At 68.9% G+C, this 24,286-nt stretch carries 20 protein-coding genes and 1 pseudogene; 4 read left to right on the top strand and 17 right to left on the bottom strand.

All coding sequences use genetic code 11. The features are described from left to right. Positions 1 to 97: 97 nt before the first annotated feature. From AAGI91_07770 to AAGI91_07755, 4 genes are all read right to left on the bottom strand, one after another. Positions 98 to 721 (bottom strand): hypothetical protein, encoded by a 624-nt coding sequence (locus AAGI91_07770; protein ID MEM1042513.1) that lies wholly within the window; start codon positions 719 to 721, stop codon positions 98 to 100. Positions 722 to 823: 102 nt separating this feature from the next. Then, positions 824 to 1,750, bottom strand: a complete 927-nt coding sequence (locus tag AAGI91_07765; GenBank protein MEM1042512.1) for a DsbA family protein — start codon at positions 1,748 to 1,750, stop codon at positions 824 to 826. Positions 1,751 to 1,876: 126 nt separating this feature from the next. Then, the gene (locus AAGI91_07760; protein ID MEM1042511.1) at positions 1,877 to 3,460 is read right to left on the bottom strand and encodes a L,D-transpeptidase family protein; all 1,584 of its coding nucleotides are present in this window, start codon (positions 3,458 to 3,460) and stop codon (positions 1,877 to 1,879) included. A 194-nt stretch (positions 3,461 to 3,654) separates the two neighbouring features. Further along, positions 3,655 to 4,182: a class IV adenylate cyclase gene (locus tag AAGI91_07755; protein ID MEM1042510.1), complete on the bottom strand. Its 528-nt coding sequence runs from the start codon at positions 4,180 to 4,182 to the stop codon at positions 3,655 to 3,657. Positions 4,183 to 4,243: 61 nt separating this feature from the next. On the opposite strand from AAGI91_07755, the gene AAGI91_07750 reads away from it, so the two are divergent. After that, the gene (locus tag AAGI91_07750) at positions 4,244 to 5,038 is read left to right on the top strand and encodes a hypothetical protein (GenBank protein ID MEM1042509.1); all 795 of its coding nucleotides are present in this window, start codon (positions 4,244 to 4,246) and stop codon (positions 5,036 to 5,038) included. Here AAGI91_07750 and AAGI91_07745 read toward each other — a convergent pair. From AAGI91_07745 to AAGI91_07725, 5 genes are all read right to left on the bottom strand, one after another. Next, positions 5,035 to 5,541, bottom strand: a complete 507-nt coding sequence (locus AAGI91_07745) for a hypothetical protein (protein ID MEM1042508.1) — start codon at positions 5,539 to 5,541, stop codon at positions 5,035 to 5,037. The two genes, AAGI91_07750 and AAGI91_07745, sit on opposite strands and share 4 nt — an antisense overlap. Then, the gene (locus tag AAGI91_07740; GenBank protein ID MEM1042507.1) at positions 5,538 to 6,047 is read right to left on the bottom strand and encodes an HhH-GPD-type base excision DNA repair protein; all 510 of its coding nucleotides are present in this window, start codon (positions 6,045 to 6,047) and stop codon (positions 5,538 to 5,540) included. Before AAGI91_07740 ends, AAGI91_07745 begins: the two co-directional genes overlap by 4 nt. Before the next feature lie 174 nt (positions 6,048 to 6,221). Continuing rightward, on the bottom strand, positions 6,222 to 7,250 hold the full coding sequence (gene hemB, locus AAGI91_07735) for a porphobilinogen synthase (GenBank protein ID MEM1042506.1): 1,029 nt from the start codon (positions 7,248 to 7,250) through the stop codon (positions 6,222 to 6,224). Positions 7,251 to 7,410: 160 nt separating this feature from the next. Further along, positions 7,411 to 8,964, bottom strand: coding sequence for a cysteine--tRNA ligase (cysS, locus tag AAGI91_07730; protein MEM1042505.1), 1,554 nt, complete (start codon positions 8,962 to 8,964; stop codon positions 7,411 to 7,413). Positions 8,965 to 9,171: 207 nt separating this feature from the next. Next, on the bottom strand, positions 9,172 to 9,600 hold the full coding sequence (locus tag AAGI91_07725) for a SufE family protein (GenBank protein ID MEM1042504.1): 429 nt from the start codon (positions 9,598 to 9,600) through the stop codon (positions 9,172 to 9,174). Between the two features lie 137 nt (positions 9,601 to 9,737). Between AAGI91_07725 and AAGI91_07720 the strand changes: the two genes are divergently transcribed. Next, positions 9,738 to 10,811 (top strand): DNA topoisomerase IB, encoded by a 1,074-nt coding sequence (locus tag AAGI91_07720; protein MEM1042503.1) that lies wholly within the window; start codon positions 9,738 to 9,740, stop codon positions 10,809 to 10,811. Here AAGI91_07720 and AAGI91_07715 read toward each other — a convergent pair. The 7 genes and pseudogenes from AAGI91_07715 to AAGI91_07685 all read right to left on the bottom strand — a co-directional run bounded on the left by AAGI91_07715 (position 10,808) and on the right by AAGI91_07685 (position 19,462). Continuing rightward, on the bottom strand, positions 10,808 to 13,552 hold the full coding sequence (locus AAGI91_07715; protein MEM1042502.1) for a T9SS type A sorting domain-containing protein: 2,745 nt from the start codon (positions 13,550 to 13,552) through the stop codon (positions 10,808 to 10,810). The genes AAGI91_07720 and AAGI91_07715 overlap by 4 nt on opposite strands. A gap of 28 nt (positions 13,553 to 13,580) precedes the next feature. Continuing rightward, entirely contained in the window at positions 13,581 to 15,182 is a 1,602-nt protein-coding gene (locus tag AAGI91_07710) for a T9SS type A sorting domain-containing protein (protein ID MEM1042501.1), read from the bottom strand. Between the two features lie 83 nt (positions 15,183 to 15,265). Further along, on the bottom strand, positions 15,266 to 15,790 hold the full coding sequence (locus tag AAGI91_07705) for a MogA/MoaB family molybdenum cofactor biosynthesis protein (protein MEM1042500.1): 525 nt from the start codon (positions 15,788 to 15,790) through the stop codon (positions 15,266 to 15,268). Positions 15,791 to 15,915: 125 nt separating this feature from the next. Next, a pseudogene (yidD, locus tag AAGI91_07700) lies at positions 15,916 to 16,161 on the bottom strand (membrane protein insertion efficiency factor YidD). Between the two features lie 47 nt (positions 16,162 to 16,208). Continuing rightward, complete coding sequence (locus tag AAGI91_07695; protein MEM1042499.1) at positions 16,209 to 18,524, bottom strand: MMPL family transporter; 2,316 nt, start codon at positions 18,522 to 18,524, stop codon at positions 16,209 to 16,211. A gap of 87 nt (positions 18,525 to 18,611) precedes the next feature. Then, positions 18,612 to 19,211, bottom strand: a complete 600-nt coding sequence (locus AAGI91_07690; protein MEM1042498.1) for a hypothetical protein — start codon at positions 19,209 to 19,211, stop codon at positions 18,612 to 18,614. Then, complete coding sequence (locus tag AAGI91_07685; protein ID MEM1042497.1) at positions 19,208 to 19,462, bottom strand: hypothetical protein; 255 nt, start codon at positions 19,460 to 19,462, stop codon at positions 19,208 to 19,210. Before AAGI91_07685 ends, AAGI91_07690 begins: the two co-directional genes overlap by 4 nt. 303 nt (positions 19,463 to 19,765) lie before the next feature. Here AAGI91_07685 and uvrA point away from each other — a divergent pair, with 303 nt between their 5' ends. Further along, positions 19,766 to 22,726, top strand: a complete 2,961-nt coding sequence (gene uvrA / locus AAGI91_07680; protein ID MEM1042496.1) for an excinuclease ABC subunit UvrA — start codon at positions 19,766 to 19,768, stop codon at positions 22,724 to 22,726. Positions 22,727 to 22,762: 36 nt separating this feature from the next. Further along, positions 22,763 to 23,314, top strand: a complete 552-nt coding sequence (locus AAGI91_07675; protein ID MEM1042495.1) for a Uma2 family endonuclease — start codon at positions 22,763 to 22,765, stop codon at positions 23,312 to 23,314. Here AAGI91_07675 and AAGI91_07670 read toward each other — a convergent pair. After that, positions 23,311 to 24,168, bottom strand: coding sequence for a proline dehydrogenase family protein (locus AAGI91_07670; protein MEM1042494.1), 858 nt, complete (start codon positions 24,166 to 24,168; stop codon positions 23,311 to 23,313). The two genes, AAGI91_07675 and AAGI91_07670, sit on opposite strands and share 4 nt — an antisense overlap. Positions 24,169 to 24,286 lie beyond the last annotated feature (118 nt).

Genomic DNA, 24,286 nt, shown 5'->3' with positions numbered 1-24,286 from the left:
CTTTTCGGGCGCGGCCTCGAATAACAAGCGAATCCGCTACCCAGTACGGCCTTCTTCTGCGACGAGGCGGACGCCGACGGCTTCGCGCGTGCGCGGCCTACGCCTTGTCCTCCACGTCCTCGACCTCAATCACCGGTTGCTCGTGCATGTCCGCACTCAGCGTGTCGGGGTCGAGGTCGGCCGGGACGCTGGTCTCCCGGTCCACCGGCACGTCCACCGCCGGCCGGCTCTGCGACGGGCGATCCGACGACGGGCGACGCATCCGGGTCACGAACGGATGGAGCACACCGACGCGGACCTCGCTGCTCTTGAGGTGGTTTTCCAGCACGGCCGTTGTCCGAAGCTGGTGGTGCGGCAGGTCGAGGGCTTCGCGGAGCGCGTCGCGGTACGCCCGCTCGAGGTCGTCGAGGCGGTGGACGATCTCTGCGTCGGTATCGCCGAGGTGGACGTCGGCGTTGAGGCGGACCCCGTTGGGCGGGACGCCGGCGAAGGAGAGGACGGTCTCCTTGAGCTTGAAGAGCTCCGTGCGCAGGCGGTTCATGCCCTCGTTCAGCGTCGCAGCGAGGTCGCGGTCGGCCAGGTGGCGGAGCGCCGCACTGTAGGCCAGGATGAGCTGGCCGTGCTGGTCGACGAGCGGGTTCAGCGCAGCGGCGGACTCGGCGCGGGTCATCGAGTAGCCCGCGCCGCCCCGGTTCAGGATGGGCTTGAGGACGTTGTACATGGTCAGCGTTCGGCTAGTAGGCTATCGGCTGCTGGCTTTCGGCTGTTGGCCTGGTGCGAAGAACGGCTAGCGGACTGCTGAAAGCCGAAAGCAGGGAGCAGCCTACGAATCAGACGTGATCTGGTCGATGATGGCCTCGAACTCGGCGAGCGGCTTGGCCCCGTTGAGGAACTCGCCGTTGACGAAGAAGCCCGGCGTGCCACTGACGCCCAGTTCCTGGGCGAGCTGCATCGATGCGTCGAGTGCGGCGACGGCCCCCTCGTTCGCGCTCTCGTCCGTGCCGTCGGCGCAGGCGAGCCACGCGTCGGCGTCGAGGTCGGCCCCGGCGATGTAGCGCTGGCTCTCGGCGAGGACGTTGCCCGTGTTGAGCGAGCGCTGGTTGGCGAAGTAGCCGTCGTGGAGCATCCAGAAGGCCTCGTCGTCCTGCTGCGCGGCGCAGAGCGCGGCGATCGACGCGGGGCGCGCCCACGGGTGGTTCGGGAGCGGGTACTGCATGTAGACGAACTTGACCTCGTCGCCCCGCTTCTCGATCAGCTCCTCCATCGTGGTCGCGGCGCGCGAGCAGTAGGGGCACTGGAAGTCCGAGAACTCGATGACCGTCACCGGCGCGTCGGGATTGCCGCGCACCGGAAGCCCGGCAATCGCTGCGTCGAGTTGGGCCGCCCGCGCTTCGTTCTCCTGCCGGGCCTCGGCCTCGCGCTCGGCGAGCGCCTCAGCAAGCGCGGCCTCGTCCCGGCTCACGTCCACCGGGTCGGCGGCGATGAGGTAGAGCTTCGTGTTGTCGTCGCTGATGAGGAAGCGCTGCGTCTGCTGCCCGTTGACGACGAACGAGCCCTCCATCAGCCCGTCCACGCCGCTCGGCGCGAAGTCGCCCATCTCGACCTGGTACTGGTCGAGCTGGGGAAACTCGAAGCGGAGGTTGGTCAGGACCTGGGACTTCCGGTCCTCGTCCGCTGTTGCGGACTGCCCGCAGGCTGGGCCGGTGAAGAGGACGAACGAGAGGAGAGGGAGCACAAGCAGGCGCTTCATGGGGTCGGGGTCGGTGGACGTGGAAAACGGGGCGGAGGCAGAACGTACGCCTGCCGCTCTGCATTGTTTAATCGGCAGGCCACCCGGACGCCACAAGGCCAAAGGTTACGGGCGCGGGCCAACGGCCTACTCGCCGAGGCCGAGCGCCGAGGCTAGGACCGCGTCGTGGCCGTAGACGTCGTCGTAGAACGCCAGCCCGCCCTCGCCCGCGTGGGCCGTGAAGTAGACGAGGTGGACGAGGAGGGGCTCGCGGAGCGCCACGTTCTGCGTGCTGCGCCGGGCGAAGGCCCCGTCTACGTCCGCGTCGCTCCAGCCCTGCTGGACGAGGAGGTGCGCGGCGAGGTCGCGGGGCTCGGCGGCGCGGATGCAGCCGTGCGAGTAGGCCCGCTTGGCACGCGCGAAGAGGCGCTTCTGGTTGGTGTCGTGGATGTAGATGTCGCGCTGGTTCGGGAAGGCAAACTTGACGGTCCCGAGCGGGTTGGCCGGGCCGGGCGACTGGATGAAGTAGTACTCGTGCGACCCGGCCTCGTCCCAGTTCACCGTCGCCGGGTCGACCCGGGCACCGCGGTGGTAGACGTTGTAGCCCCGGCTCGACAGGTACTCGCTGCCCCGGCTGCGGGCGCGCGGGAGCGTCTCGGCCCGGGCGATGGAGCCGGGCACGCCCCACGTCGGGTGGAAGATGACGGCCTCCATCGTGTCGGTGAGGACCGGCGTGTACCAGCTCGTCTTGCCGACGACCACGTCCATCGCCAGCGTCGTCTCTTCGTCGTCGACCACCTGGAGCCGGAACGCGGGGAGATTGACGAAGACGTGCCGCGTGCCGAGGCTGTCCGGGAGCCAGCGCCAGCGCTCCAGGTTCAGGATGAGCGCTTCGGCCCAGTCGTCGGAGGAGCGGTTGAGCGCGTGCCGGGTCGGCTGGTCGAGGGTGCCGCTCGCCTCCAGCCCGTGCCGCGCCTGGAAGCGGCGGACGACCTCGGAGAGCGCGTCGGTGTAGACGAGGCGCAGGCTGTCCGGGGCCTCGGGCACGGCCTCTCCGAAGAGCGCGAGGCGCTGCCGGACGAGCGGCACGCGCATGCTCTCGTGCCCGACCTCGAGCGTGCGTGCCGGGAGGATGATCGGGAGGTCGGTGCCGGCGGCAGCGCGGGTGCGGGCGAGGGCGTCGCGGAGCCGGTCGTAGGCCGCGTGCTGCGGGCGCAGGCCGTCCAGCGCTCCGCCCAGGTCGCCGGAAGCGAGCGCCGTTTCCAGCGTCGCGGCGAGGTCGCGCACGCGCCGGGCGGGGTACCATTTCTCGTAGATTGTTGTCGGGTCCACGCGCCCACGCAGCAGGTGCTCGCCGAGCCTCAGGAAGGCGTCGGTCAGCAGCAGGTCGCGGTCGGCCTGGACGTCCGGCGAAGCGTTGCCGGCCTCCTGCATCGCCTCGATCCGGCGGCGGTGGTAGGCGCCGGGGTCGAGGCCGTCTCCGGCGCTGGCCTCGATGAGCGGCAAGAGGTCGCCTGCGTGCTCGTCCCAGGCGACGGCGTAGTCGCGCCCGGCGTAGAACCGGAACAGGTCGGGGTGGACCGCGAGCGGCTCGCCGCCGACGAGGACCGTCGGGCGGTCGGCCGCTTCGAGGCGGGCGCGGAGCACGTCGGAGGCCGCCGACGGGTCGGGCGCGGCGGACAGCGCCGGGGCGAGCGCGAGCAGCAGGAGGGAGCAGGAGAGGGCACGCATAGGATCAGGCAAGAACGACAGGCGAACGAAGCAAAGGTAGGCAGCGCAGCAGCGTGAGGCTAGTTCTTCGGCAAGCTAAAACTCGCAACCTCTCCGACTTGGTCATCCCGAACCCCGATCTGGGATCTAGAGTGTGGTCACGAGATCCTGAACCGAGTCCAGGATGACAGCAAGGAAAGTCGTCGGGCAAAGCCCTAGTTCTGAGCGTCGGCGTCCAGCAAAAGGTCGCTGTACGACCCGGCGACGAGGTCAGCCTCCTCGACCCCAAAGGCATCGAGGAAGCGCTCGCACTGCGCGCGCAGGACGGCTTCCGTGGCGTGGTCGGTATCGGCAATCGCTTCGACTTCCACAAACGTGCCCAGCCTCTTCACCCGGTCTAGGTGGATTTTGACATTGCCGGCGAAGTAGATCTCCCGCGTCTTGTCCACGACGACGAGCACTCCGAGCGCCGCGGTGAGGGCCGCCTTGAGCGACGAGGCGTCGGGGCCGGTTGGGTAGAGCGTCACCTCGGAGCGCTTCGGGCCGGTATGGTCCGGGCGGTGGTAGTGGATGAGGTTGTGCTCGACGGTGCCCTCGCGCAGCTTCAGCCGCCCGTGTGGGACACGGAAGTAGGTGTCGATCTGCCGGTCTGTCCGGCCGACTGCGCCCAGGTCGCGGAGCACGGCGCGCGCCCGTTCGAGCGCGTCGCAGCGGGCCTTGAACTCGATGGTCAGGTGCTGCACTGGAGCGGGAGAAAGTAGAGGGGCCGGGAGTATAGGCGCTCCGCTGCTTGCCTCGCCACTCATGCCGCCCTCCCAGACGCGTCTCGACTTCGACCCTGCCCGCGACGGCTTTGCCTTCGCCAACAGTTTCCGCTGGACCGAGGCTGACCTCGACTTCCTCGACCGGATGGTCCGGCCGCTCAGCACGGCCGGGGCCGCGCTCCTCCCCGCCGCGGGCGCGGCGCTCACCGGGGGCACGCGCGGGTTCGCCGCGGGCGGCGCGCTCGGGCTGGGGCTCGGCCGGGCTGGACTCGGAACCGGGCTCGTGCGGGCGGCGGCACGGCAGTGGGCGTCGTTCGGGCTCTGCGGCGGGATGGCGCTCGCGGCGGCTGAGCGCTGGCCGCACCGGGGTGGGTTGCCGACGGCCGAGTTGAAGCAGGAGCACGTCCGGCCGCTCCTCTGGCGGCGGCAGGCGCGCACGCTCCGCGCCTCGGGCCCGGCGTTCGCGCGCCACTGGCTCGCCGCCCGCCTCGGCCGCCCCACGCCCTCCGCCGACCTCCGCCGCGAGTGGGACGGCATCCGCCGGCAGATCGACGCGGGCCGGCCCGTCGTGCTCGGCCTCGCAGGCGACGCGCCCGACCCGTTCAGCCAGCACCAAGTCCTCGCCTTCGGCTACGCCGGCGGCAGTGACCAGGACACGCTCTTCGTCTACGACCCCAACGCCCCCGGCAAGGAACGCACCATCGCGATTGCGCTGAGCGGAGCGGAGACCAGCCTCACCACCGACCTGCCCGTCGGCCCGACCGCCCGGGGCGGCTATCACGTCAGCACGCGCCCTGGCCGCCTCAGCATGGTGTTCCGCGTGCCGGTCGCCTAGCGGAGCGGGAGGGTGTAGGAGACGCGCACCGCGCGGGCCGAGCCGGGCCCGTCGAGCTGCACCCATTCCCATTTCGTGCGGTAGATGAACGAGCCGATAATGGCTCCCACTGTCCCGCCGATGATGACGCCGAAGAGGCCTTTTTGCAACGTCGCGCGAGTCTCGCCCTGCGCCGGAAAGTCCTCCTGGTCTTCGACGGCACCGATCAGGGCACCCGTGAGGCCGCCAAGCCCGAGCCCGATGCCCGCCCCCGTGACGGCGTACCCCTGCTTCTTGCGCCCGACCTCGACGCGCCGCACGAGCGAGCGTGCATAGGCCTGGTCCGTGAGGTACAGGGAGTCTGGGCCCAGTCCATTGAAGGTGCCCACCACGGTCGTGTTGTGGCGCAGCGCCCGGTCGCGCACGACGAGGCGGACGGTCTCGCCGCGCGTCGGCGGAAGCGCCTGAGCCACGGCCGCGTCAGCGGCGAGGACGGCGAGTAGGAGAAGCGCGCACCGCATCATCCGTTCGCCGCGAGGTCGTGGTCCTGGAAGTAGTAGAGGCAGAACTTCAGCTTTGTCGCCTTCATCGGCCCAAAACCCGGGAGTGCCCGGACGCGCTTCTCGACGGTCTTCAGGTCGGCTCCGTCGCTCCACAGGTTCGCGGCGTCGCCGTCGTAGTCGTCGGCGAGGATCTGGGCGACGGCCTGGGTCCCGTCGGCCATTTTGTTGACGAAGCGGTGGACGGCGGGCGACTCGGCGAAGACCGCCTTGAAGCCGTCGGGGTCGTGCGCGGCGACGCGGGCCATGTCGAGGTGTCCGAGGCGCTGCTTGAGCTTGAGCGGCCCGCAGAAGGCGGTCTCGGCGAGGACGCGCTGGTCGAAGAGCAGGCCGAGAAGGACGGCGTTGGCGTCGTCCCGCAGGAGCTGGTCCGCATCAGGGTCTTTAGTGGCCGTGCCCTCCTGCTGGAGCCGGTTCAGCATGCGGACGAGGCCGCCGTCGAGTGAGGAATAGTCTGCGGCTTCGCTCATCGGGTCAGAGGAGTGGGAGGAGTGAAAAGAAAAGCTGAGAAAGTTAACGGGACCACCGCGCTCCGCGCCAACGTCCCTTCTTCCCATTCCGCCCGTTCTCCCCATTCTCCCCGTTCCGCACCGAAGGTGCATCCCTCCATTCCTCCCACGCCATCTAATACGCGCCGAAGGCGATCATCTTTCACCAAGCCAACCCGCGAGGTCTTTGGCGAAGTAGGTCAGGATGAGGTCGGCCCCGGCGCGGCGGATGGCGGTCGTGGCTTCGAGGGCGGCCGTGCGGAGGTCGAGCCAGCCGCGCTCGGCGGCGGCGTGGAGCATGGCGTACTCGCCCGAGACGTGGTAGGCCGCGACCGGTACGTCGGCCTGCTGGCGGACGCGCCAGATCACGTCGAGGTAGGCGAGCGCGGGCTTGACCATCACCAGGTCGGCCCCCTCGCCCACGTCGAGCGCGACTTCGCGGAGGGCCTCGGCCGCGTTGGCCGGGTCCATCTGGTAGGTCTTCTTGTCGGTCGGCACGCCGTCGCGCTGGCGCGGGGCCGAGTCGAGGGCGGCGCGGAACGGGCCGTAGAACGACGAGGCGTACTTGGCCGCGTACGAGAGGATGACCGTCTCCGTGTAGCCCTCGTCGTCGAGCGCGGTGCGGATCGCCCCGACGCGCCCGTCCATCATGTCGCTCGGCGCGATCACGTCGGCCCCGGCCTGGGCCTGGACGACCGCCATGTCGGCCAGAACCCGCAGCGTCTCGTCGTTCGCAATCGCCCCGTCGCGGACGACCCCGTCGTGCCCGTCCGACGAGTACGGGTCGAGCGCCACGTCGGAGACCACGAGGAGGTCGGGGGCAGCCTGCTTGACGGCGGCGATGGCGCGCGGGAAGAGGCCCTGCTGGTTGAGCCCCTCACTCCCGGCCGGGTCCTTCTTGTCGTCGGAGATCGCGGGGAAGAGCGCGACAGCGGGGATGCCGAGGTCGTGGACCGACGCCGCCTCCTCGGCGAGGCGGTCGACGGAGAACCGGTACTGGCCGGGCATCGCGTCGATGGCCTCGCGCACGCCCTCGCCCTCGACCACGAAGAGCGGCATGACGAGGTCGTCGACCGAGAGGCGTGTCTCGCGCACCATCCGGCGGAGCGCCGCCGTCTGGCGCAGGCGGCGCGGCCGGTGGACGATGTCAGGTTTCAGGTTCGGGATGCGAGACTGCTCAGCCATCACGGAAAAGATCGTAGGGGCGTAGCGGCGCTACGCCCTGGTTGAGGATTGCTTCAGCGTTTCGAGAGTCGAGGCCCGGCGTGGCGGCAGCGGCCAGGACTGGTCGGCGTCGGCAGCGGCCGAGCGAGTGTTTGCGAGCAAGACAGGGGAGCTTTAGCCATCACGCCCCCGCCTTCTTTCGCCACGTCGTGCCCTGGGCCGAGTCCATCACCTCGACCCCGAGCGCGTCGAGTTCGTCGCGGATCGCGTCGGCGCGGGGCCAGTCTTTGGCGGCGCGGACCTCGGCTCGCTCGGCGAGGAGCGCTTCGACCTGCGCCGCGAGCGGGTCCTCATCTGCGAAATCATCAGTTGGATCTTCGGGGTAGACGATCCCCAGCAAAGCGTTGATGTCATCGAGAAACGACTTGGCGTGCTGCACCTGCGACCCGAAATGCTTATACCCTCGGGCGAAGGCTAAAATGCGACTAACGCCGGTCAAGCCAGCAGCCAGCGCTCTAGGTGTATTCAGGTTGTCCGCCATTGCTCCTAGAGCGTCGTTGTATGCTACATCAAGTTCTAGCTTGAGAGGTAGCGTTCCGCTTGGAGGTGGCTCTGTTGGATTCTCAGCTTCAGCATCAAGAGCCTTTTGGACTATCTCTGCTGCTTCTACGTAGCGCGCCCTGTTCTTCTGAGCATCCTGGAGGTTCTTCTCAGTGAAGTTGAACGGCTTGCGGTAGTGCCCTGAGATGAGCGCGTAGCGCACCGCGAGCGGGTCGAGGCCCCGCTCCCCGACGAGGTCGCGCACGGTGAAGAAGTTGCCGCTCGACTTCGACATCCGCTCGCCCTCGACCTGGAGGAACCGGGTGTGGAGCCAGACGCGGGCGAAGGGCTCGCCGCTGAGGCTCTCGGCCTGGGCGATCTCGCACTCGTGGTGCGGGAAGATGAGGTCCTCGCCGCCCGTGTGCACGTCGATGGCGTCGCCGAGGTAGTGCCGCGCCATGACCGAGCACTCGATGTGCCAGCCAGGAAAGCCTCGGCCTCCGGCCGCACCCTCGGCGAACGGGCTGTACCACTGCATGAGGTGGCCCGGGTCCTTCTTCCAGAGGGCGAAGTCGCGCGGGTCGCGCTTGGCGTCGTCGGTTACGACCTCGCGGGACTCGGCGGCGGCACCGGTGGCGAGGCTCTCGGCGTCGCGGTTGCCGGAGAGCTTGCCGTAGTCGGGGAAGCTCGGGACGTGGAAGTAGACCCCGTCGTCGGTCTCGTAGGCGTGCCCGGCGGCGACGAGCTGCTCGACGGCCTCGATCTGCTCGGTGACGTGCTCGGTGGCGCGGGGGCGGACGTCGGGCTCCAGGAGGTTCAGCGCCCGCCAGTCGTCGAGGAGGGCGTCGGTGTAGTGGCGGGCGAGGTCGAAGATGTTGGCGAAGCGCGCGCCCTCGCGCTCCAGCGCCTTCGCCATCTTGTCGGTGCCGTCGGCGTCGGCGAGGTCGTCGCCGGTGAGGTGGCCCACGTCGGTGACGTTCGAGACGTAGCGTGTTTTCCAGCCGAGGGCGCGGGCGGTGCGCAGCAGCAGGTCCGTCGTCAGGAACGAGCGGAAGTTGCCGATGTGGGCGTACGAGTAAACTGTCGGGCCGCACCCGTAGACCCGGAGCAGCGGCGTCCCGTCGGCGTCCGCCTGCGCGGGCGTCACCTCTTCGGTTTCCCGCGTGAGGGTGTTGGTGAGGCGGAGGGTGGGCACGGGAGAGTGGGGAGAGTGGGGAGAGTGGGGAGAGTGGGGAGAGTGGGGAGAGTGGGGAGAGTGGGGAGAGTGGGGAGAGTGGGGAGAGTGGGGAGAGTCAAGAAAAGACACGAAAATTACGAAGGCCGTCGCGCTTCGCGCCAGCGCGTCCTGCCTCCCACTTCAGCCATTCCTCCCGTTCCTTCCATTCCTCCCACGCCGTAGTCTTTATCCTCTGTCCGCTGTCCCGACGTGCTGGCGGGCGGCCTGCTGCATCCGCTTCAGCATCGAGGCGAGGCCGCCCTGCCGGGCCGGCGTCAGGCTCTCGCTCAGCCCCGCCTCGCGGATGAACGACGGGTCGACGGCGACGACCGCCTCGGGCGTCTCGCCGTGGAGCCCGTTGACGAGCATCGCCACCATGCCCTCGGCGATCTGGCCTTCGGCGGCGGCGCGGTAGTGCATCACCCCGTCGTGGTGCCGGGCGTCGAGCCAGACGCGGGAGACGCAGCCGGGGACGAGGTAGGTGTCCACCTTGCCCTCGGCCGGGTAGTCGCCGAGGGCGTCGGCGTAGTCGAGCAGGAGGGTGTAGCGTAGCATCTTGTCGTCGAGCGAGCCGAGTTCGTCGACGAAGGTCTGGAGCTTGGGAGGCAGGGGCATACGGGCGAGGGAGGTGTAAGACGTAGTCTAGCGAAGAACACGCATCCGTGCGGTGCAGGTCCGGGGTGATGCGGTGAAGATGGGCCGAAACCTCCGCCGCGCGCTCGGCCTACAACGGGCCCCTTCTCCTTTCCCACATGGCTCGCTCCTCCGATACCGGCAACGGCTCGCCGCTGCTCTCGACGGACCCCCACGACACGGCCGAGGTCGCCGGGTTGGTCTATGTCACCGACCGCGAGCCGGGGCTGAGGCGCCGCCGCCGGGGCACGGGCTTCTCGTACCACGACCCCGACGGCGAGGCGATCTCAGACGCCGACCGCGACCGCGTCGAATCCCTCGTGATCCCGCCGGCGTGGAGCGACGTGTGGATCTGCGCCTGCCCGAGCGGCCACCTCCAGGCGACGGGGCGCGACGAGCAGGGCCGCAAGCAGTACCGCTACCACGCCCGCTGGGCCGAGGTCCGCAGCCGCGTCAAGTTCAACCGCATGATCCCGTTCGGCGGGGCGCTTCCGGCCGTCCGCCACCGCGCCGAGCACGACCTGGGCAAGCGCGACCTCGGCCGCGACAAGGTCCTCGCGCTTGCCGTTCGCCTCCTCGACCAGACCCTCATCCGCATCGGCAACCCCGAGTACGCTGAGGCCAATGCCTCCTACGGCCTGACCACGCTCCGCGACCGCCACGTCGACTTCGACGGGTCCGAGGTGCGGTTCTCGTTCGTCGGCAAGAGCGGCAAGGAGCAGGAGGTCGCGCTCCGCGACAAACGCCTCGCCCGGCTCGTCAAGGCATGCCGCGACATTCCGGGCTACACCCTCTTCCAGTACTATACCGACAGCGGCAAGGCCGCAATCGGCTCGGGCGATGTGAACGCGTGGCTGAAGGAGACGACGGGCGAGGACTTCACCGCGAAGGACTTTCGGACCTGGGGCGGGACGGTGCTCGCCGCCAAAGCGCTCCGCGCCCGGGGCGAGGCCGAGGACGAGGCGACGGCCGACCGGTACTGCGCCGACGTGGTCAAGGAGGTCGCTGAGGGGCTGGGCAACACGGTCGCCGTGAGCCGGAAGTACTACGTCCACCCCGACATCGCGGCGGCCTACTGCGACGGCATGCTCCTGCCTGCGATGAAGCGCCGGAACGCGGGCAACACCCCCGCCGGGCTGGAGCCGGAGGAGGCCGCCGTGCTCGCCGTGCTGCGCGACCGGCTCGGCGACTAGCGCAGGAGCAGCACCCGCGTGGCTTGCCGCTGCCCGCCGGCCTCCAGCACGACGAGGTACACCCCCGACGCCAGGCGCGACCCGTCGAGTGTGGCGCGGTGCGCGCCCGCCGCCAGCACGCCCTCGTGCAGCACCGCCACCTCGCGCCCGAGCACGTCGAGCACCGCCAGCCGGACCCGCCCTGCCTCGCCGAGTTCGAACGGCACCGTCGCCGACGACCGGAACGGGTTCGGGTAGGCCGCGCCGAGCGCGAAGGCCGCTGGCTGCGCTGGGACGTCGTCCTCGGCGTCGACGGGGAGGAGGCGCTCGTTGGCGTCGAAGCGGATCACGGTGCCGGCGGGCGGTGTGCTGCCGTCGCCCGCGAGGTCGGCAAGCTGTATTCCGTCGAGGCCGCCGAGCGGAGCGACGAAGCGATCGTTGCCGTCGCGGTAGCAGAAGTCGACGTAGTAGTTCTGGCTCCGGCAGGGCGAGGTGGCTCCCGTGAAGGGATCGGTGTAGATGTCTTCCTGCGTGTCGCCGTCGGCCTCGGGGTCGTAGGTCGCGCCCGGCCCGCCGAAGCCATTCGCGGCGGCCTCGAAGAGCGCATAACCGGTCTCCCGGTCCGGCATCATCCCAAGTACACGGTGCGTCACAGGAGGCTCTAGCTCCTCGCCGTCCACCACGACATCCTGGACGCCGGGGAACGTGTCGGCCCAGTCGGCGGAAAGCTCCGTGTCCCTAAGCGGCCGGACGATGGGGATCATGCGCACCGGGGTCTCGCCATTTTCCTTCGCCCCTGTGTTCCACAGCTCGAACGGCACGCTCACGATCAGGTCGTTGCCGGCAGGCGCTGCGCCAGCGTAGATCCCGAGGCAGGCCCCTGCCGAGGCGCAGGCGTCCATGAAACGCATCTCGAAGTTGTCGCCGTCGATGGTGTCACCGTTCTGGAGGAGGTCGAAGAGGTCGTTGTCGGAATTGGTGACGACGTAGTCGGCGCTCGCGTTGGGACTGAGCCAGACGGTGTTGCCGGGGTAGCCGGCGGCGCAGCCGGGATCGTCCGCGTCGGGACAGACCTCGGTGTTTGGGCTCGCCGTCTCGATGATGCCAACGCCACGGCCGAAGTCGTCGAAGAGGTAGCGGTAGAACTCGAACGAGCGCGTCTCGGAAAACGGGCTGATGCCGTCGGCGGCGTCTCCGGCGCGCACGCGCCAGACGTAGCCCGTCAAGGCGTTCAAGGAGAGCAGATTCAGCGGTACCGCGGCACCCGGCTCGGTCGTGAAGATCACCTCGCGCTCGGCGAAGTCAGGACTGCGGCTGAGCTCGACGCGGTAGTAGACGGCTCCGGCGACGGCGCCCCATGCGAGGCGAGGGCTCACGTCCACCACCGTCGCGCCGTCCTCCGGGCCGATGAGCCGAGGGGCCGCGAGCACGACGGGCGAGTCGGGGAGGACGGTATCGAAGAGCGAACCGTCGTTGTAGGCGGCCTGGACGAGGTCGGACGCAGTGCGCAGTTCGGTGACGGAGTCGAGCCGGTCCGTGCCCTGACCGAAGACGAGGGCGAGGTGGAAGTCTCTGGTTTCGCCCGGAGCGAGCGTGAAGGCGGGCGAGGCCGAGATAGAGCGGCGGTCGCCCCCAGTCGGACGGTCAATCCCGGAGTTTTCTTCGCTCCAAAACTGCTGCGTCACCGGATCGCCGGGATAGGCAAAGGTGGTAACAGGCCCGTCGGTCATATAGCCGGTGCCGTTTTCGGTGATCGGCGTGCCGTCGCGCCACAAACCACGCAGGCAGTTATAACTGCCAAATCCTGACAGCGGCGGGTCGAACGGACTGACGTTCCCGCACGAGCTAAAGACCTCGAGGCCGTCCAGGAAGTCTACGCCGAAGGCGGGCGGCTGCTCACCGTAGCCAAACGGGGGTTCGTCGAACGCATCAGCGTTGTAGACGAAACCGAGGCTGCGCGTTGTGTCCACCCCTGCGAAGTCGTCGCTTGCGTCGCCGAGGTCGGGGTCCTGCCAGAACCCGAAGCGAGCCTCTTCAAACGGCAGCGCGTTGCGGTTAACGAGCCGGTAACGGTAGAACGTCGCCCGGTCCAGCACGGCCTCCCGGCTCGCTACGGCGAACGCCGTCGCCTGCACCTCCAGCCCAATCGGCTCGGTCTGCGAGGACAGGTGGACGTTGCCCACGTCGTTCATCACCCAGAACGCTGTCTGGCTCCCGAAGACGACCGGCCGCTCGCCGGCCGCGAGGTCCACGATCTGCTCCCGGCTCGTCGGCACCACCGGGTTGCCGCCCGCGTCCACGGTCTCGGCTCCCAGGCCGACGGGCCATGCCGCGAGGTCATCCGTTGCCTCGCCGGTGGCCTCGTAGCGGGCGAGGTCTCCGGCGCTGACAAGCCAGATGCGGTCGAAGGCCGAGCAGTCATCGGGGTCGGGGAGCGTCGCTTCGTCGTCGAGCGGTCCGGGCCAGAACTCGAAGTCTTCGTAGCGCGCACCTGCCACGCGGAGGTCGCCGCCGACGAGGCCGCCCACCCAGATCCCGGCGGCGAAGACCGGAGACGCTGCTGCCTGGATCGGGACGATGTAGCCAGTGCCGTTGGTGGTCGAGCTGCCGAAGAAGAGACTACCCGTGTTGAAGAGCCTGGCGTAGACGCGGCTGACGTCGAGCGCTCGCTCTGCAGTGCCGAGGGCGCAGGTGCCCGGCACCTGAGCAAGGGCCGGGACGGCAAGGAGAAATGCCAGCGCGAGAACAAGGTGCCGGAGCATCGCGGTGTGGATTGAGCAGGAGAAAAAGCTATCGCATCCTGAGCACTTCTGCCGCCTGCCGCCGCCCGCCCGCCTCCAGTACCACGAGGTACACCCCCGACGCCAGGCGCGACCCGCTGAGCACGGCGCGGTGCGCGCCCGCCGCCAGCGCGCCCTCGTGCAGCACCGCCACCTCACGCCCGAGCACGTCCACGACCGAGAGCCGAGCGGGCCCCGCCTCGCCGAGTTCGAACGGCACCGTCGCTGAGGCGCTGAAGGGGTTCGGGTAGAGCGTGCCGAGTCGGCTCGCTGTGGGGCTCGTGGTATCGTCTTCGCTTGCTACCGGGAAGCGCGTGTCGAAGAGCGAGCCGTCGTCGTAGGCGTCTTGGACGCGGTCGCTCGCAGCGCGCAGTTCGGTGACCGAGTCGAGGTTGCTGGAGCCCTGCGCGAAGAGGAAGGCCACGTCGAAGGTGCGGGCCTCGCCGGGCTGGAGCGAGAACGCAGGAGCGGTCGGGATGAGGCGGTGGTTACCCGCAAGGTTGGCCTCGCCTGCGCAGTTGTTCGTGTTGCTCCAGCACGTCGCGGTCACGGGGTCGCCGGCAAAGGCCCAGACTGTCTCTGGACCACCGGTTTTGTACCCGTCGCCGAGGGCAGTCTGCGGCGTGCCGTCGTTCCACAGGCCGAGTTGCGCGTTGTAGATCTGCTCTTTGGTCCTGGGATCGTTCGTGGGAGAGAACCCACTGTTAATGGCGTAGCGCGTGGCGCTGAGGCCGTCGCCGAGGAAGTCAAACCCAGCAGCGGGCGGGACGCCGTAACGAGAATCGGTCTCGGACGCGTTATAGTAGTAGCCCAGCCCCCGCGTCGTGTCCACCCCCTCGTATTCATCGCTTGTATCGCCGAGATCGGTGTCGGCGAAGATGGAGAAGCGGGCGTCTTCGAGCGCGAGCGTGTTGCGGTTGACGAGTCGGACGCGGTAGAAGGTCGCCTGATTGAAGGCGTCGTCCGTGCTCGACACGGCGAACGCGGTGACCTGCATCTCCAGGCCGATGGGATCGGAGCCGGTGCGGACGTGCTCGTTGCCGACGTCGTTCATCACCCAGAACGCGGTCTGGCTCCCGTAGATGCGCGGCCGGTCGCCGCCGGCGAGGTCGTAGTTGCCCTCGATCCCGTCGCCGTCTACCACCTCGGCCCCGAGTTCGACCGGCCACTCGGCGAGGTCGGCTGTGGCGACGCCCGTGTCGTCGTAGGCGGCTACGTCGAGCGTGCTCACAACCCAGATGCGGTCGAAGGCCGAGCAGTCGTCGGGATCGGGGAGCGTGGCATCGTCGCCGAGCGGGCCGGGCCAGAACTCGAAGTCCACGAACGTCGCCGCCGCAACGCGCAAGTCGTCCTCGACCAGGCCGCCTACCCAGAGGTTGGCAGCGAAGATCGCTGTGGTGCCCGTCGACTCCTTCGGGACGACGTAAGCGTTTTGGACGAAGCCGTCCTCCGTCTCCCCGTAAAACAAGTTGCCGTTGGTCATCAGCGTCGCGCGCACGTCGCTGATGTCGAGGTCGGCAGAAGCGGTGCCGGGCGCGCAGTTCCCAGGTGTCTGGGCGAGGACGGGCGCGGAGAGGATGAGGAGGAGCGCGAGCGTAGCAAAGCGAGCCATGACGGAGCATGATATGTGGATGTGCTGTGGCCTAACCATAGGCACCGGACACACACAACCGCAACTAGCGACGGGTTTTTGCCCTAGCCCCCCGACGTCTGCTGCCGCACGATCTCCCAGACGAGGTGCCGAAGCTCGGGGACGATCAGCCGGTCGGCGGCGAGGGCGACGGCGTTCCGGGAGCCAGGGCAGCAGAACAGCAGCGTCGGTGCGTCGCCGTAGACCCCGGCCGCCGCCCGCGAGAGCATCGCCCCCGCGCCGATCTCCTCAAACGACAGCATCCGAAACAGCTCGCCGAAGCCGGGGATCGTCTTCTCGAACAACGCCTCGGCGACCTCGACCGTCGTGTCGCGCCGTGCAATTCCCGTCCCGCCCGTCGTGACGACGACCTCGACTTCGCCCCCCCACGCCGCTAGCTGCGCCCGGATCGCCCCGGCGTCGTCGGGGACAATGGCGTAGTGCGTAACCTCGTGCCCGGCATCGCCGAGCCGCTTGCGGAGGAGCGCGCCGCTCGCGTCGGTGTCGGGCGTGCGCGTGTCGGAGACCGTGAGGACGGCGCAGGTGACGGGCGTGTCTTTCGACTTCTGCTTGTGCTCGGCGTAGCTCACGGGTTGGGGAGAGGGGGTGTGGGAGAGAGGGAGGGTGGGAGAGAAGGCGATGCTGGGGATTCTGCGTCCTCTTCCCCTCTTCCCCGCATCCGCTCTTCCTCTCCCGTCTCGCCGAACCAGCGCGGCGGGTCGTGACCGTGCCCGCCCCAGGGGTTGCACCGGAGGATGCGCCACGCCGCGAGGATCGACCCGCGCACCGCCCCGTAGCGCCGCAGCGCGAGGATGGCGTACTGCGAGCACGTCGGCGTGAACCGGCAGCTCGACGGGAAGTGCGGCGAGATCGCAAGCTGGTAGAACCGCACGAGGCCGATGAGCGCCCGGCGCGGCAGTGCGCGGACACGGCGCAGGATGAACCGGAGAGCGCGTTTCATGGTAGGCGCGAACGGCGTTCGCCCGGCGGCGGTTGCACCGGCGGTGGTCACGCCGCGATCTGCTCCGCCTCGTCCACGTCCGCCGTCGCCGCCTTCGGAGCGACGACGTGGAGCAGCGCCGGGAGCAGGAAGAGGTCCGAAAGCACCGCGAGCGCGACCGTCGCCGAGACGAGGAGACCCATGTAGGTCGTGCTCTGAAAGACGCTCGTCGTGAGCACGATGAAGCCGCCGAAGAGGATGATCGAGGTCAGGATCACCGCCTTGCCGGTCCCGAGGATCGTCGAGCGGAGCGCCTCGCGGAACGGAGCGCCGGCCCCGAGTTCCTGCCGGAGCCGAGCCAGCATGTGGATCGTGTCGTCGATCGCGATCCCGAAGGCAATCGAGAAGATGACGGCCGTCGCGGGCTTGATCTCGATCCCGGTGACGCCCATCAGCCCGGCGATCACGACGAGCGGCGCAATGTTCGGGAGCAGCGAGATCAGCACCAGCTTGGCGTCGCGGAACAGCACTCCCATCAGGATCGAGATGAACACGAACGCGAGGCCGAGCGAGAGCAGGAGGCTCTCGACGAGGTAGTCGGCCAGCCCGGCGGCGAGGGCGATCGTCCCGGTCTTCGTCGCCTCCACGTTCGGCGGCAGCGTCTCGGCGAGGAAGGCGTCGAAGTCGCGCTGGAAGGTCTTGATCTGGGCAGAGCCGACGTCGTCCATCTGCGCGCTGATGCGGACCTCGCCGTAGTCGAAGTCCACGAGCCGGCGGAGGGCGTCCTCGTCGGTCAGTTCGAGGAGGAAGAAGTACTGCGCGGCGAGGTCGGCACTCCGGGGCAGGCGGTAGGCCGAGGCGGAGTCGGCGCGGAGGGCGCGGTTGAGCTGCTTGAGGAGGTCGGCCGGGGAGACGACCCGCTTGACCGGCGGCTGCGCGTCGAGCCAGCGCTCGACGGCCTCGACGGTCTGCAGCAGCGCGGGGTCCTTGAACGCGTCCGGCTCGTCGGCCGTCAGCACGACCTCGAAGCGGAACGGCGAGACGATGTTCTCCTCGAAGAACCGGATGTCCTGGTAGACCTGCGTGCGCGGGCCGAGGTCGTCGTTGATGTACGAGTTGACCCGGAGCTGCGACGCGCCGAGGAGGCTCAGGGCGCACACGACGGCGCTCGCCACGAGGATCGCCTTCGCCCGGCGCTCGGTGAAGCCGTCCACCCACGCCAGAAACCGGTTGAAACCGCCCAGGCTGAGGCGGGCGATCTGCTCCTTCGTCGGCGGCTTCGTCCAGAGCAGGACCGTCGTGATGAGCACCAGCGAGAGCGCGAACGTCAGCACGACCCCAATCGCGGTGAACGCGCCGAAGCGCTTCATCGGGACCACCTGGCTCGTGGCGAGCGTGCCGAAGCCGATGGCGGTCGTGACGCTCGTGAGCAGCGTTGCTGCGCCGAGGCGGTAGGCCATCTGCCGGATCGCCTCGCGCTTGTCCAGCCCGGCTCCGAGGCCGTCGTAGTATTTCGCCAGGAGGTGCAGTGAGTCGGCCACCGCGACCACCAGGATGAGTGCCGCGAGCGTGCTCGTCAGTACGTCGATCGACGAGCCGAAGAGCATCATCGCCGTGATCGTCCACAGCACCCCGAGCCAGACCACGATGAGCGGGAGCACGACGCCGCGCACGTTGCGGAACATCCAGATCAGGACGAGGATGATGACGAGCGACGCGAGGCCAATCGACCGGACGACCTCCGTCTGGAGGAGCGTCACGTAGGCGTTGCGGAGGTACGGGTAGCCCGACCACCGGAAGTCGTAGCGCTCGGCGAGCGGCGCGAGGGCGGCCTCGGCCTCGCCGATGATCGTGCCCCGCGTGGCGAACGAGTTCAGCGCCGGGTCGATGCGGATGAAAAGCGCCGTCGCCGTCCCGGCTTCGTTGACCACGTAGCCCGCCGCGAGCGAGTCCCCGAGCACGGCCTCGCGGACGGCCCGCAACGAGTCCGGGTGGTCCACGATTTCGCCGACAAGCGGGGCGACCTCGACGCCGCCCGGCGTCCCGCGCAGGTTTTCGAGCGAGGTCGCCGACGCCACGTCCTCCACGCCCTCGATGGCTTCGAGTGCCGTCGTCATCGCCCGGAGGTCGGTCAGCGTCCCGAAGCTGAACACGTCCTCCGTCTCGAAGCCGACCACGATGAAGGCGTCGTCGGGCTCGTAGACCTCGGTGAAGGCGCGGTACTCCTGGATCTTCGGGTCGTCGGCCGGGAGGAAGTTCTCCAGGTTGTAGTCGAACCGGATGCCGCCGACCGCGAGGTAGGCCATCGCGGCGACCGAGAGCACGGCGAGCGTGCCGAAGGCGAGACGCGGGAAGCGGAGGAGGAAGTCGGCGACGCGGAGCATGAGGTCGGGAAAGATCGCCGGGATGTACGCCGGTTGCCCCGGCCGGGTCTTGAAGCGCCGGGGAATAGCGTGCCGGGGCGGTCACGCTCAGGCGTCGAGAAGCGGCAGCCCCGCCTCGCCGAGCGCTCGGGCCAGCAGATCGGACACGCCGAGCGAAGCTGCCCACCGGCGCAGATAGGTTGCGTCGAGCGCTTCGCCTTGCACCTTGAGTACGCCGAGCACATCGCCCCACTGCCGCTCCGAGACCTCGTCGCCCATCCGGTACCAGAGCAGCTTGTGGAGCACTACGTCCTCGGCGGCAGCCAGCACAGCGGGCAGCGCCTTCGCCGGAGCGTGGAGCGCCTGGGCTCGCCGAAAGGCCTCCTGGTCGTAGGCGGTCGCCCCGAGCACGAACACGTCGAGTTTGAGCATCGTGGCGAAGTGGATCACGTTGAACGACGAGCGCTGCGCCAGTGCTTCTCCGATCATCGAGGCCGAAACGTAGTAATCCGCTTCGAGCGCCTGCACGAACGGCTCGACGTGCACGGTCTTCAGGTCGGCCACGAGGTCCACGTCGAGCGTCGTGCGCGGCAGGCCGTAGGCCGAACTTGCGACGGAGCCGCCGACGAAGTACGCGACCCCAAGCCGCTCAAAGGCCGCAATGACGGGACGTAGTGCGTTCAGCAAGTCCGGGGCGGGACGGCTCACAGACGGCGGCGGTCGAGGTCGGCCCGCACGGCCTCGGCCAGGACGTCGCCGTAGCGAAGAGAAACGGTATACAGGAGTCGGTCGTCACCGCTCAGGTCAGGACGCCGTCGTTGCAGCGCCTCGGTCGATAGGTTGAGCGCCTCCTGGGTCAGGCCGAAGGTGAGGCGGAGGCGGTGCGCGGTCCCCGCCTCGCGCAGAAGCTGGAACTGCACGCGCGCGGCGTCGGGGTGCGTGTCGTTGGGTGGAAGCATCACTAGGAGATTAGTCCAGCACAAGCTACGACATGAGGCGTCTCGATTCGTGCTGACAGGCTGTCGTCAGTCCGGGGGGGCAATCTTACCCGACCTTCACCACGCGGGCCGCCCCAGGCTGGAACGGGGCGGACCGTCTCCGGTTGGAACCAGGCTACGTTCGGGGACCCCACGCAATGTCATCCTGAACTCGTTTCAGGATCTCCAGAGGACGGCGCAGCCCTCACGAGATCCCGGATCGCAGTCCGGGATGACAGGCAGCTTGGGTTCCCGAACACGCGCCTTTGCCCATCCCGCCTCCCGATGGACGACCAGATCACGATTCGCGGTGCCCGCGAGCACAACCTCCAGAACATCGACCTCGACCTGCCGCGCGGCGAGCTCGTCGTCATCACGGGCCTGAGCGGGAGCGGCAAGTCGAGCCTCGCCTTCGACACGATCTACGCCGAGGGGCAGCGGCGCTACATGGAGAGCCTGAGCGCCTACGCCCGGCAGTTCCTCGGGGTCATGGAGCGGCCCGACATCGACTTCATCGACGGCCTCTCGCCCGTCATCGCGATCGAGCAGAAGACCGTCAGCCGCAACCCGCGCTCGACGGTCGGGACGGTGACGGAGATCTACGACTTCCTCCGCCTGCTCTACGCCCGCGCCTCCGACGCGTACTCTTACAAGTCCCACCGCCGGATGCGGCGGCAGTCGGACGACGAGATCATCGACGCGATCCTCGGCTTCGACGAGGGGACGAAGGTGATCGTCCTCGCGCCGGTCGTCCGCGGCCGGAAAGGGCACTACCGCGATCTCTTCGAGCAGCTCGCCGGGCAGGGCTTCGAGCGCGTCCGCGTCGACGGCGAGTTGCGCGAGATCACGAAGGGGATGAAGGTAGACCGCTACAAGATCCACGACATCGAGGTCGTCGTGGACCGGCTCGTCGTCAAGGACGGCGTGCGGCCCCGGATCGCGCGGGCGGTCGAGCTCGCGCTCGGGATGGGCGGCGGGACGCTCGTCGCGGCCGTACCCGGTGGAGAGGACCGGCTGATGAGCCGCCACCTCACCGACCCCGAGGGCGGGCTGTCGTACGACGACCCCTCGCCGAACACGTTCAGCTTCAACTCGCCCTACGGCGCGTGTCCCGACTGCAACGGCCTCGGCGTGCGCAAAGAGATCGACCCCGACCTCGTCGTCCCGAACCCGAAGAAGTCGATCCAGCAGGGCGGCCTCGCACCACTCGGCGCGCCGCGCGACATCTGGGTGTTCTCGCAGCTGCGGGCCGTCGCCGACGCCTACGACTTCGACTTCGAGACACCGATCAAGAGGCTCTCGGATGAGCAGCGGGCCGTCATCCTCGACGGGGCGGGGGAAGAGCAGTTCGACATCGTCTACTCGTACAAGGGCCGCGAGGTCAAGTACCAGCACCGCTTCGGCGGGGTCTACCAGCACATCGCCCACACCCACGCGACGACCAACTCCTCGACTCAGCGGAAGTGGGCCGAGGCGTTCATGCGGGTCCGGCCGTGCCGGACGTGCGGCGGGGGCCGGCTCAAGCCCGAGTCGCTCAGCTACCGCGTCGGCAACACGGGCACCTACGACGGCGACGCCTCGATCGCCGACCTCGTGCAGCTGGACCTGCGGAGCCTGCGCGCGTGGTTCGCCGACCTCAAACTCGAAGGCCGCCAGGCGGTGATCGGCGAGCCGATCGTGAAGGAGATCGCCGAGCGGCTGGACTTTTTGCTCAACGTCGGGCTGGACTACCTCGCGCTCGACCGGACGGCGCGGACGCTCTCCGGCGGCGAGAGCCAGCGCATCCGCCTCGCCACCCAGATCGGCACCCAGCTGACGGGTGTGCTCTACGTCCTCGACGAGCCGTCGATTGGCCTCCACCCGCGCGACAACGGCAAGCTCATCGCCTCGCTCCGCAACCTCCGCGACCTCGGCAACTCCGTCCTCGTCGTCGAGCACGACCGCGAGATGATCGAGGCGGCCGACTTCGTGGTCGACCTCGGGCCGGGGGCGGGCGAGTACGGCGGCGAGGTCCTCGGGGCGGGCACGCCGGGCGACCTCGCCAAAGGCTCCGCCGAGCGCAGCCTGACCGTCGCCTACCTGACGGGCGACCGGCAGATTCCCGTCCCGGCCGAGCGGCGTGCGGGCAACGGGCACGAGATCGTCCTAGAAGGCGCGCGCGGGCACAACCTCAAGGATGTCACTTTCCGCCTCCCGCTCGGGACGCTGACGTGCGTGACGGGTGTCTCGGGGTCCGGCAAGTCGAGCCTCGTCAACCAGACGCTCTACCCGGTCCTCGCGCAGCACTTCCACAACGCCCAGCGCGTCCCGCTGCCCTACGACGAGATCAGCGGCCTCGATCACGTCGACAAGGTGATCGCCATCGACCAGTCGCCGATCGGGCGGACGCCGCGCTCGAACCCGGCGACCTACACGGGCCTGTTCACCTACATCCGCGACCTCTTCGCTCAACTTCCCGAGGCGCAGATCCGGGGCTACAAGCCGGGACGCTTCTCGTTCAACACCAAGGGCGGGCGGTGCGAGACGTGCAAGGGTGCCGGGATCGTCAAGCTGGAGATGAACTTCCTGCCGGACGTCTACGTCGCCTGCGAGACGTGCAAGGGCCGGCGCTACAACGCCGAGACGCTGGAGATCCGGTACAAGGGTAAGAACATCGCCGAGGTGCTGGCGATGCCCGTCTCGGAGGCGCTGGAGTTCTTCGAGGCCGTCCCGCGCATCGCCCGCAAGCTCCGCACGCTCGACGCGGTCGGGCTGGGCTACGTCCGCCTCGGGCAGCAGGCGACGACGCTCTCCGGCGGCGAGGCGCAGCGCGTCAAGCTCTCGAAGGAGCTGTCGCGCCCCGGCACCGGCTCGACGGTCTATATCCTCGACGAGCCGACGACGGGCCTCCACTTCGAGGACATCCGCCACCTGCTCCGCGTCCTCCAGGCGCTCGTCGAGAAGGGCAACACCGTCCTCGTGATCGAGCACAACTCGGACGTGATGAAAGTCGCCGACCATGTGGTCGACCTCGGCCCCGACGGCGGGGCGGCGGGCGGGCAGATCCTCTTCGCCGGAACGCCCGAGCAGCTCGCCGTGGCCGACACGCCGACAGCGGCGTTCGTCGCCGAAGAACTCGCCCGGAGCCGGGACACCGTCAGCGGCGACGGGGCGACGGTGGACCTCGACGAGTTGACCGGCGATGACGAGCCGGAGACTGAGGAGATGATTGAGGACGAAGAGCCGTCAGAAGAGGTCGCCGCCTGACCCTATCTTCTCCCTACGCCAGCCGCGAGGAGGACCATGCAGACCGAGACGATCAGGCTCACCTACGAAGACTACGCGCTCATCCCACCGGACGGGCGCCGCCACGAGATCATCGACGGAGAGGAGGTCATGAGTCCCGCCCCGCTCACCAAACATCAGCGCGTTGCCTTCCGGCTCGCACTCGAACTGGAGCTTCACGTCCGCGAACACGGTCTGGGCGAGGTTTTCGTGGCGCCGTTCGACGTGCTGCTCTCGGACTACGATATCGTGCAGCCGGACGTGCTCTTCATCGCGGACGACCGCCTCCGCATCGTGGACGAGGCTAACTGCAAGGGCGCGCCGGACCTCGTCTGCGAGGTGCTCTCGCCGAGCACGCGGCGGACCGACCTCGTCCGCAAGCGGGCGCTCTACGCGCGCTTCGGCGTCGCCGAATACTGGACGCTCGACCCCGCCGTCGACCAGGTGCAGGTGTTCCGCCCGTCTGGTCCGGAGGCTTACGAGCGCGCTGCCGAGCTAGGCATGGACGGCACGCTGTCGACGCCGCTGATGCCGAGTCTGGCGCTGCCCGTCGCCGGCCTCTTCGGCTAGCGTTGGAACATCGTCTTGGCGATGAACCAGACGTTCTCCTTGCGCTCGCGCAGGCGGCGCGTGAAGTAGGGGCCCCACTCGGTGCCGTAGGGTACGTAGACGCGCACGTTGAAGCCCTCGCGGACGAGGTCGCGCTGCGTCTCGGGGCGGAGGCCGTAGAGCATCTGGAACTCGAAGCGCTCGGGCGCGATGCCCTCGGCGCGGACGAACGTCTTGGTGGCCTCGATCAGCTCGTCGTCGTGCGTGGCGATGCCGGGGTAGCCGGCTCCGGTGATGAGGTCGCGGGCGAGCTGCTTGTAATTGGCGCGGATCTCGGGCATGGCCTGGTAGGCGATGCCCGGTGGCTCCTTGTAGGCCCCCTTGCAGAGCCGGATGCGGGCGTCGAGTTCGCACATCCGGGCCACGTCGGCCTCGGTGCGGTGGAGGTAGGCCTGGAGCACGGTGCCCACGTTCTCGGGGTAGTCCGGGTAGACCTCTTCGAAGATGCCGAGCGTGGAAGGCGTGAGGTCGGAACCCTCCATGTCGAGCCGGACGAAGGCGCCGAGTTGCTTGGCCTCGTCGAGGACGCGGCGGAGGTTCGCCACGCAGAAGTCGCGGTCGATCCGCTGCCCGATCATCGAGAGCTTGATCGAGATGTTGGGCGGGAGCGTGCTGTCCTCGGAGTCGAGCACGCGGAGGATGCGGATGTATTCGAGGGCGTAGTCCTCGGCCTTCCGGCGGTCCGCCACGTCCTCGCCGAGCAGGTCGAGTGTGACCAGGAGGCCGTCGGCGCGGAGGTCGCGGACGGCGGGGAGCGCAGCGTCCAGGGTCTCGCCGGCGACGAACCGGCGGGCGAGAGCGTAAGGCAGTTTCATCGTGGGAGTCTAGGGTCGAGGGTCGGGGGGCACCCGTGGGGGCGTGGCGCGCCGCCCCCCCCCGGGCCCGCCGGCCCCAATATAGAGCGCAACCACGCCCCCCGCCAGGGCTCCGGGG

Source organism: Bacteroidota bacterium (genome assembly GCA_038746285.1).
Classification (GTDB): Bacteria; Bacteroidota; Rhodothermia; order Rhodothermales; family JANQRZ01; genus JANQRZ01.
This window is presented reverse-complemented; position numbering and strand designations above follow the sequence as displayed.

Bases quoted from the DNA above. Each gene is read 5' to 3' on its own strand.
- AAGI91_07720 (MEM1042503.1), top strand. From the start codon at position 9,738: ATGGCTCGCTCCTCCGATACCGGCAACGGCTCGCCGCTGCTCTCGACG.
- AAGI91_07670 (MEM1042494.1), bottom strand. From the start codon at position 24,168: ATGAAACTGCCTTACGCTCTCGCCCGCCGGTTCGTCGCCGGCGAGACC.
- AAGI91_07710 (MEM1042501.1), bottom strand. From the start codon at position 15,182: ATGGCTCGCTTTGCTACGCTCGCGCTCCTCCTCATCCTCTCCGCGCCC.
- AAGI91_07685 (MEM1042497.1), bottom strand. From the start codon at position 19,462: ATGCTTCCACCCAACGACACGCACCCCGACGCCGCGCGCGTGCAGTTC.
- AAGI91_07675 (MEM1042495.1), top strand. From the start codon at position 22,763: ATGCAGACCGAGACGATCAGGCTCACCTACGAAGACTACGCGCTCATC.
- AAGI91_07750 (MEM1042509.1), top strand. From the start codon at position 4,244: ATGCCGCCCTCCCAGACGCGTCTCGACTTCGACCCTGCCCGCGACGGC.
- hemB (MEM1042506.1), bottom strand. From the start codon at position 7,250: ATGGCTGAGCAGTCTCGCATCCCGAACCTGAAACCTGACATCGTCCAC.
- AAGI91_07695 (MEM1042499.1), bottom strand. From the start codon at position 18,524: ATGCTCCGCGTCGCCGACTTCCTCCTCCGCTTCCCGCGTCTCGCCTTC.
- AAGI91_07770 (MEM1042513.1), bottom strand. From the start codon at position 721: ATGTACAACGTCCTCAAGCCCATCCTGAACCGGGGCGGCGCGGGCTAC.
- uvrA (MEM1042496.1), top strand. From the start codon at position 19,766: ATGGACGACCAGATCACGATTCGCGGTGCCCGCGAGCACAACCTCCAG.
- AAGI91_07725 (MEM1042504.1), bottom strand. From the start codon at position 9,600: ATGCCCCTGCCTCCCAAGCTCCAGACCTTCGTCGACGAACTCGGCTCG.
- AAGI91_07715 (MEM1042502.1), bottom strand. From the start codon at position 13,552: ATGCTCCGGCACCTTGTTCTCGCGCTGGCATTTCTCCTTGCCGTCCCG.
- AAGI91_07760 (MEM1042511.1), bottom strand. From the start codon at position 3,460: ATGCGTGCCCTCTCCTGCTCCCTCCTGCTGCTCGCGCTCGCCCCGGCG.
- AAGI91_07745 (MEM1042508.1), bottom strand. From the start codon at position 5,541: ATGATGCGGTGCGCGCTTCTCCTACTCGCCGTCCTCGCCGCTGACGCG.
- AAGI91_07740 (MEM1042507.1), bottom strand. From the start codon at position 6,047: ATGAGCGAAGCCGCAGACTATTCCTCACTCGACGGCGGCCTCGTCCGC.
- AAGI91_07765 (MEM1042512.1), bottom strand. From the start codon at position 1,750: ATGAAGCGCCTGCTTGTGCTCCCTCTCCTCTCGTTCGTCCTCTTCACC.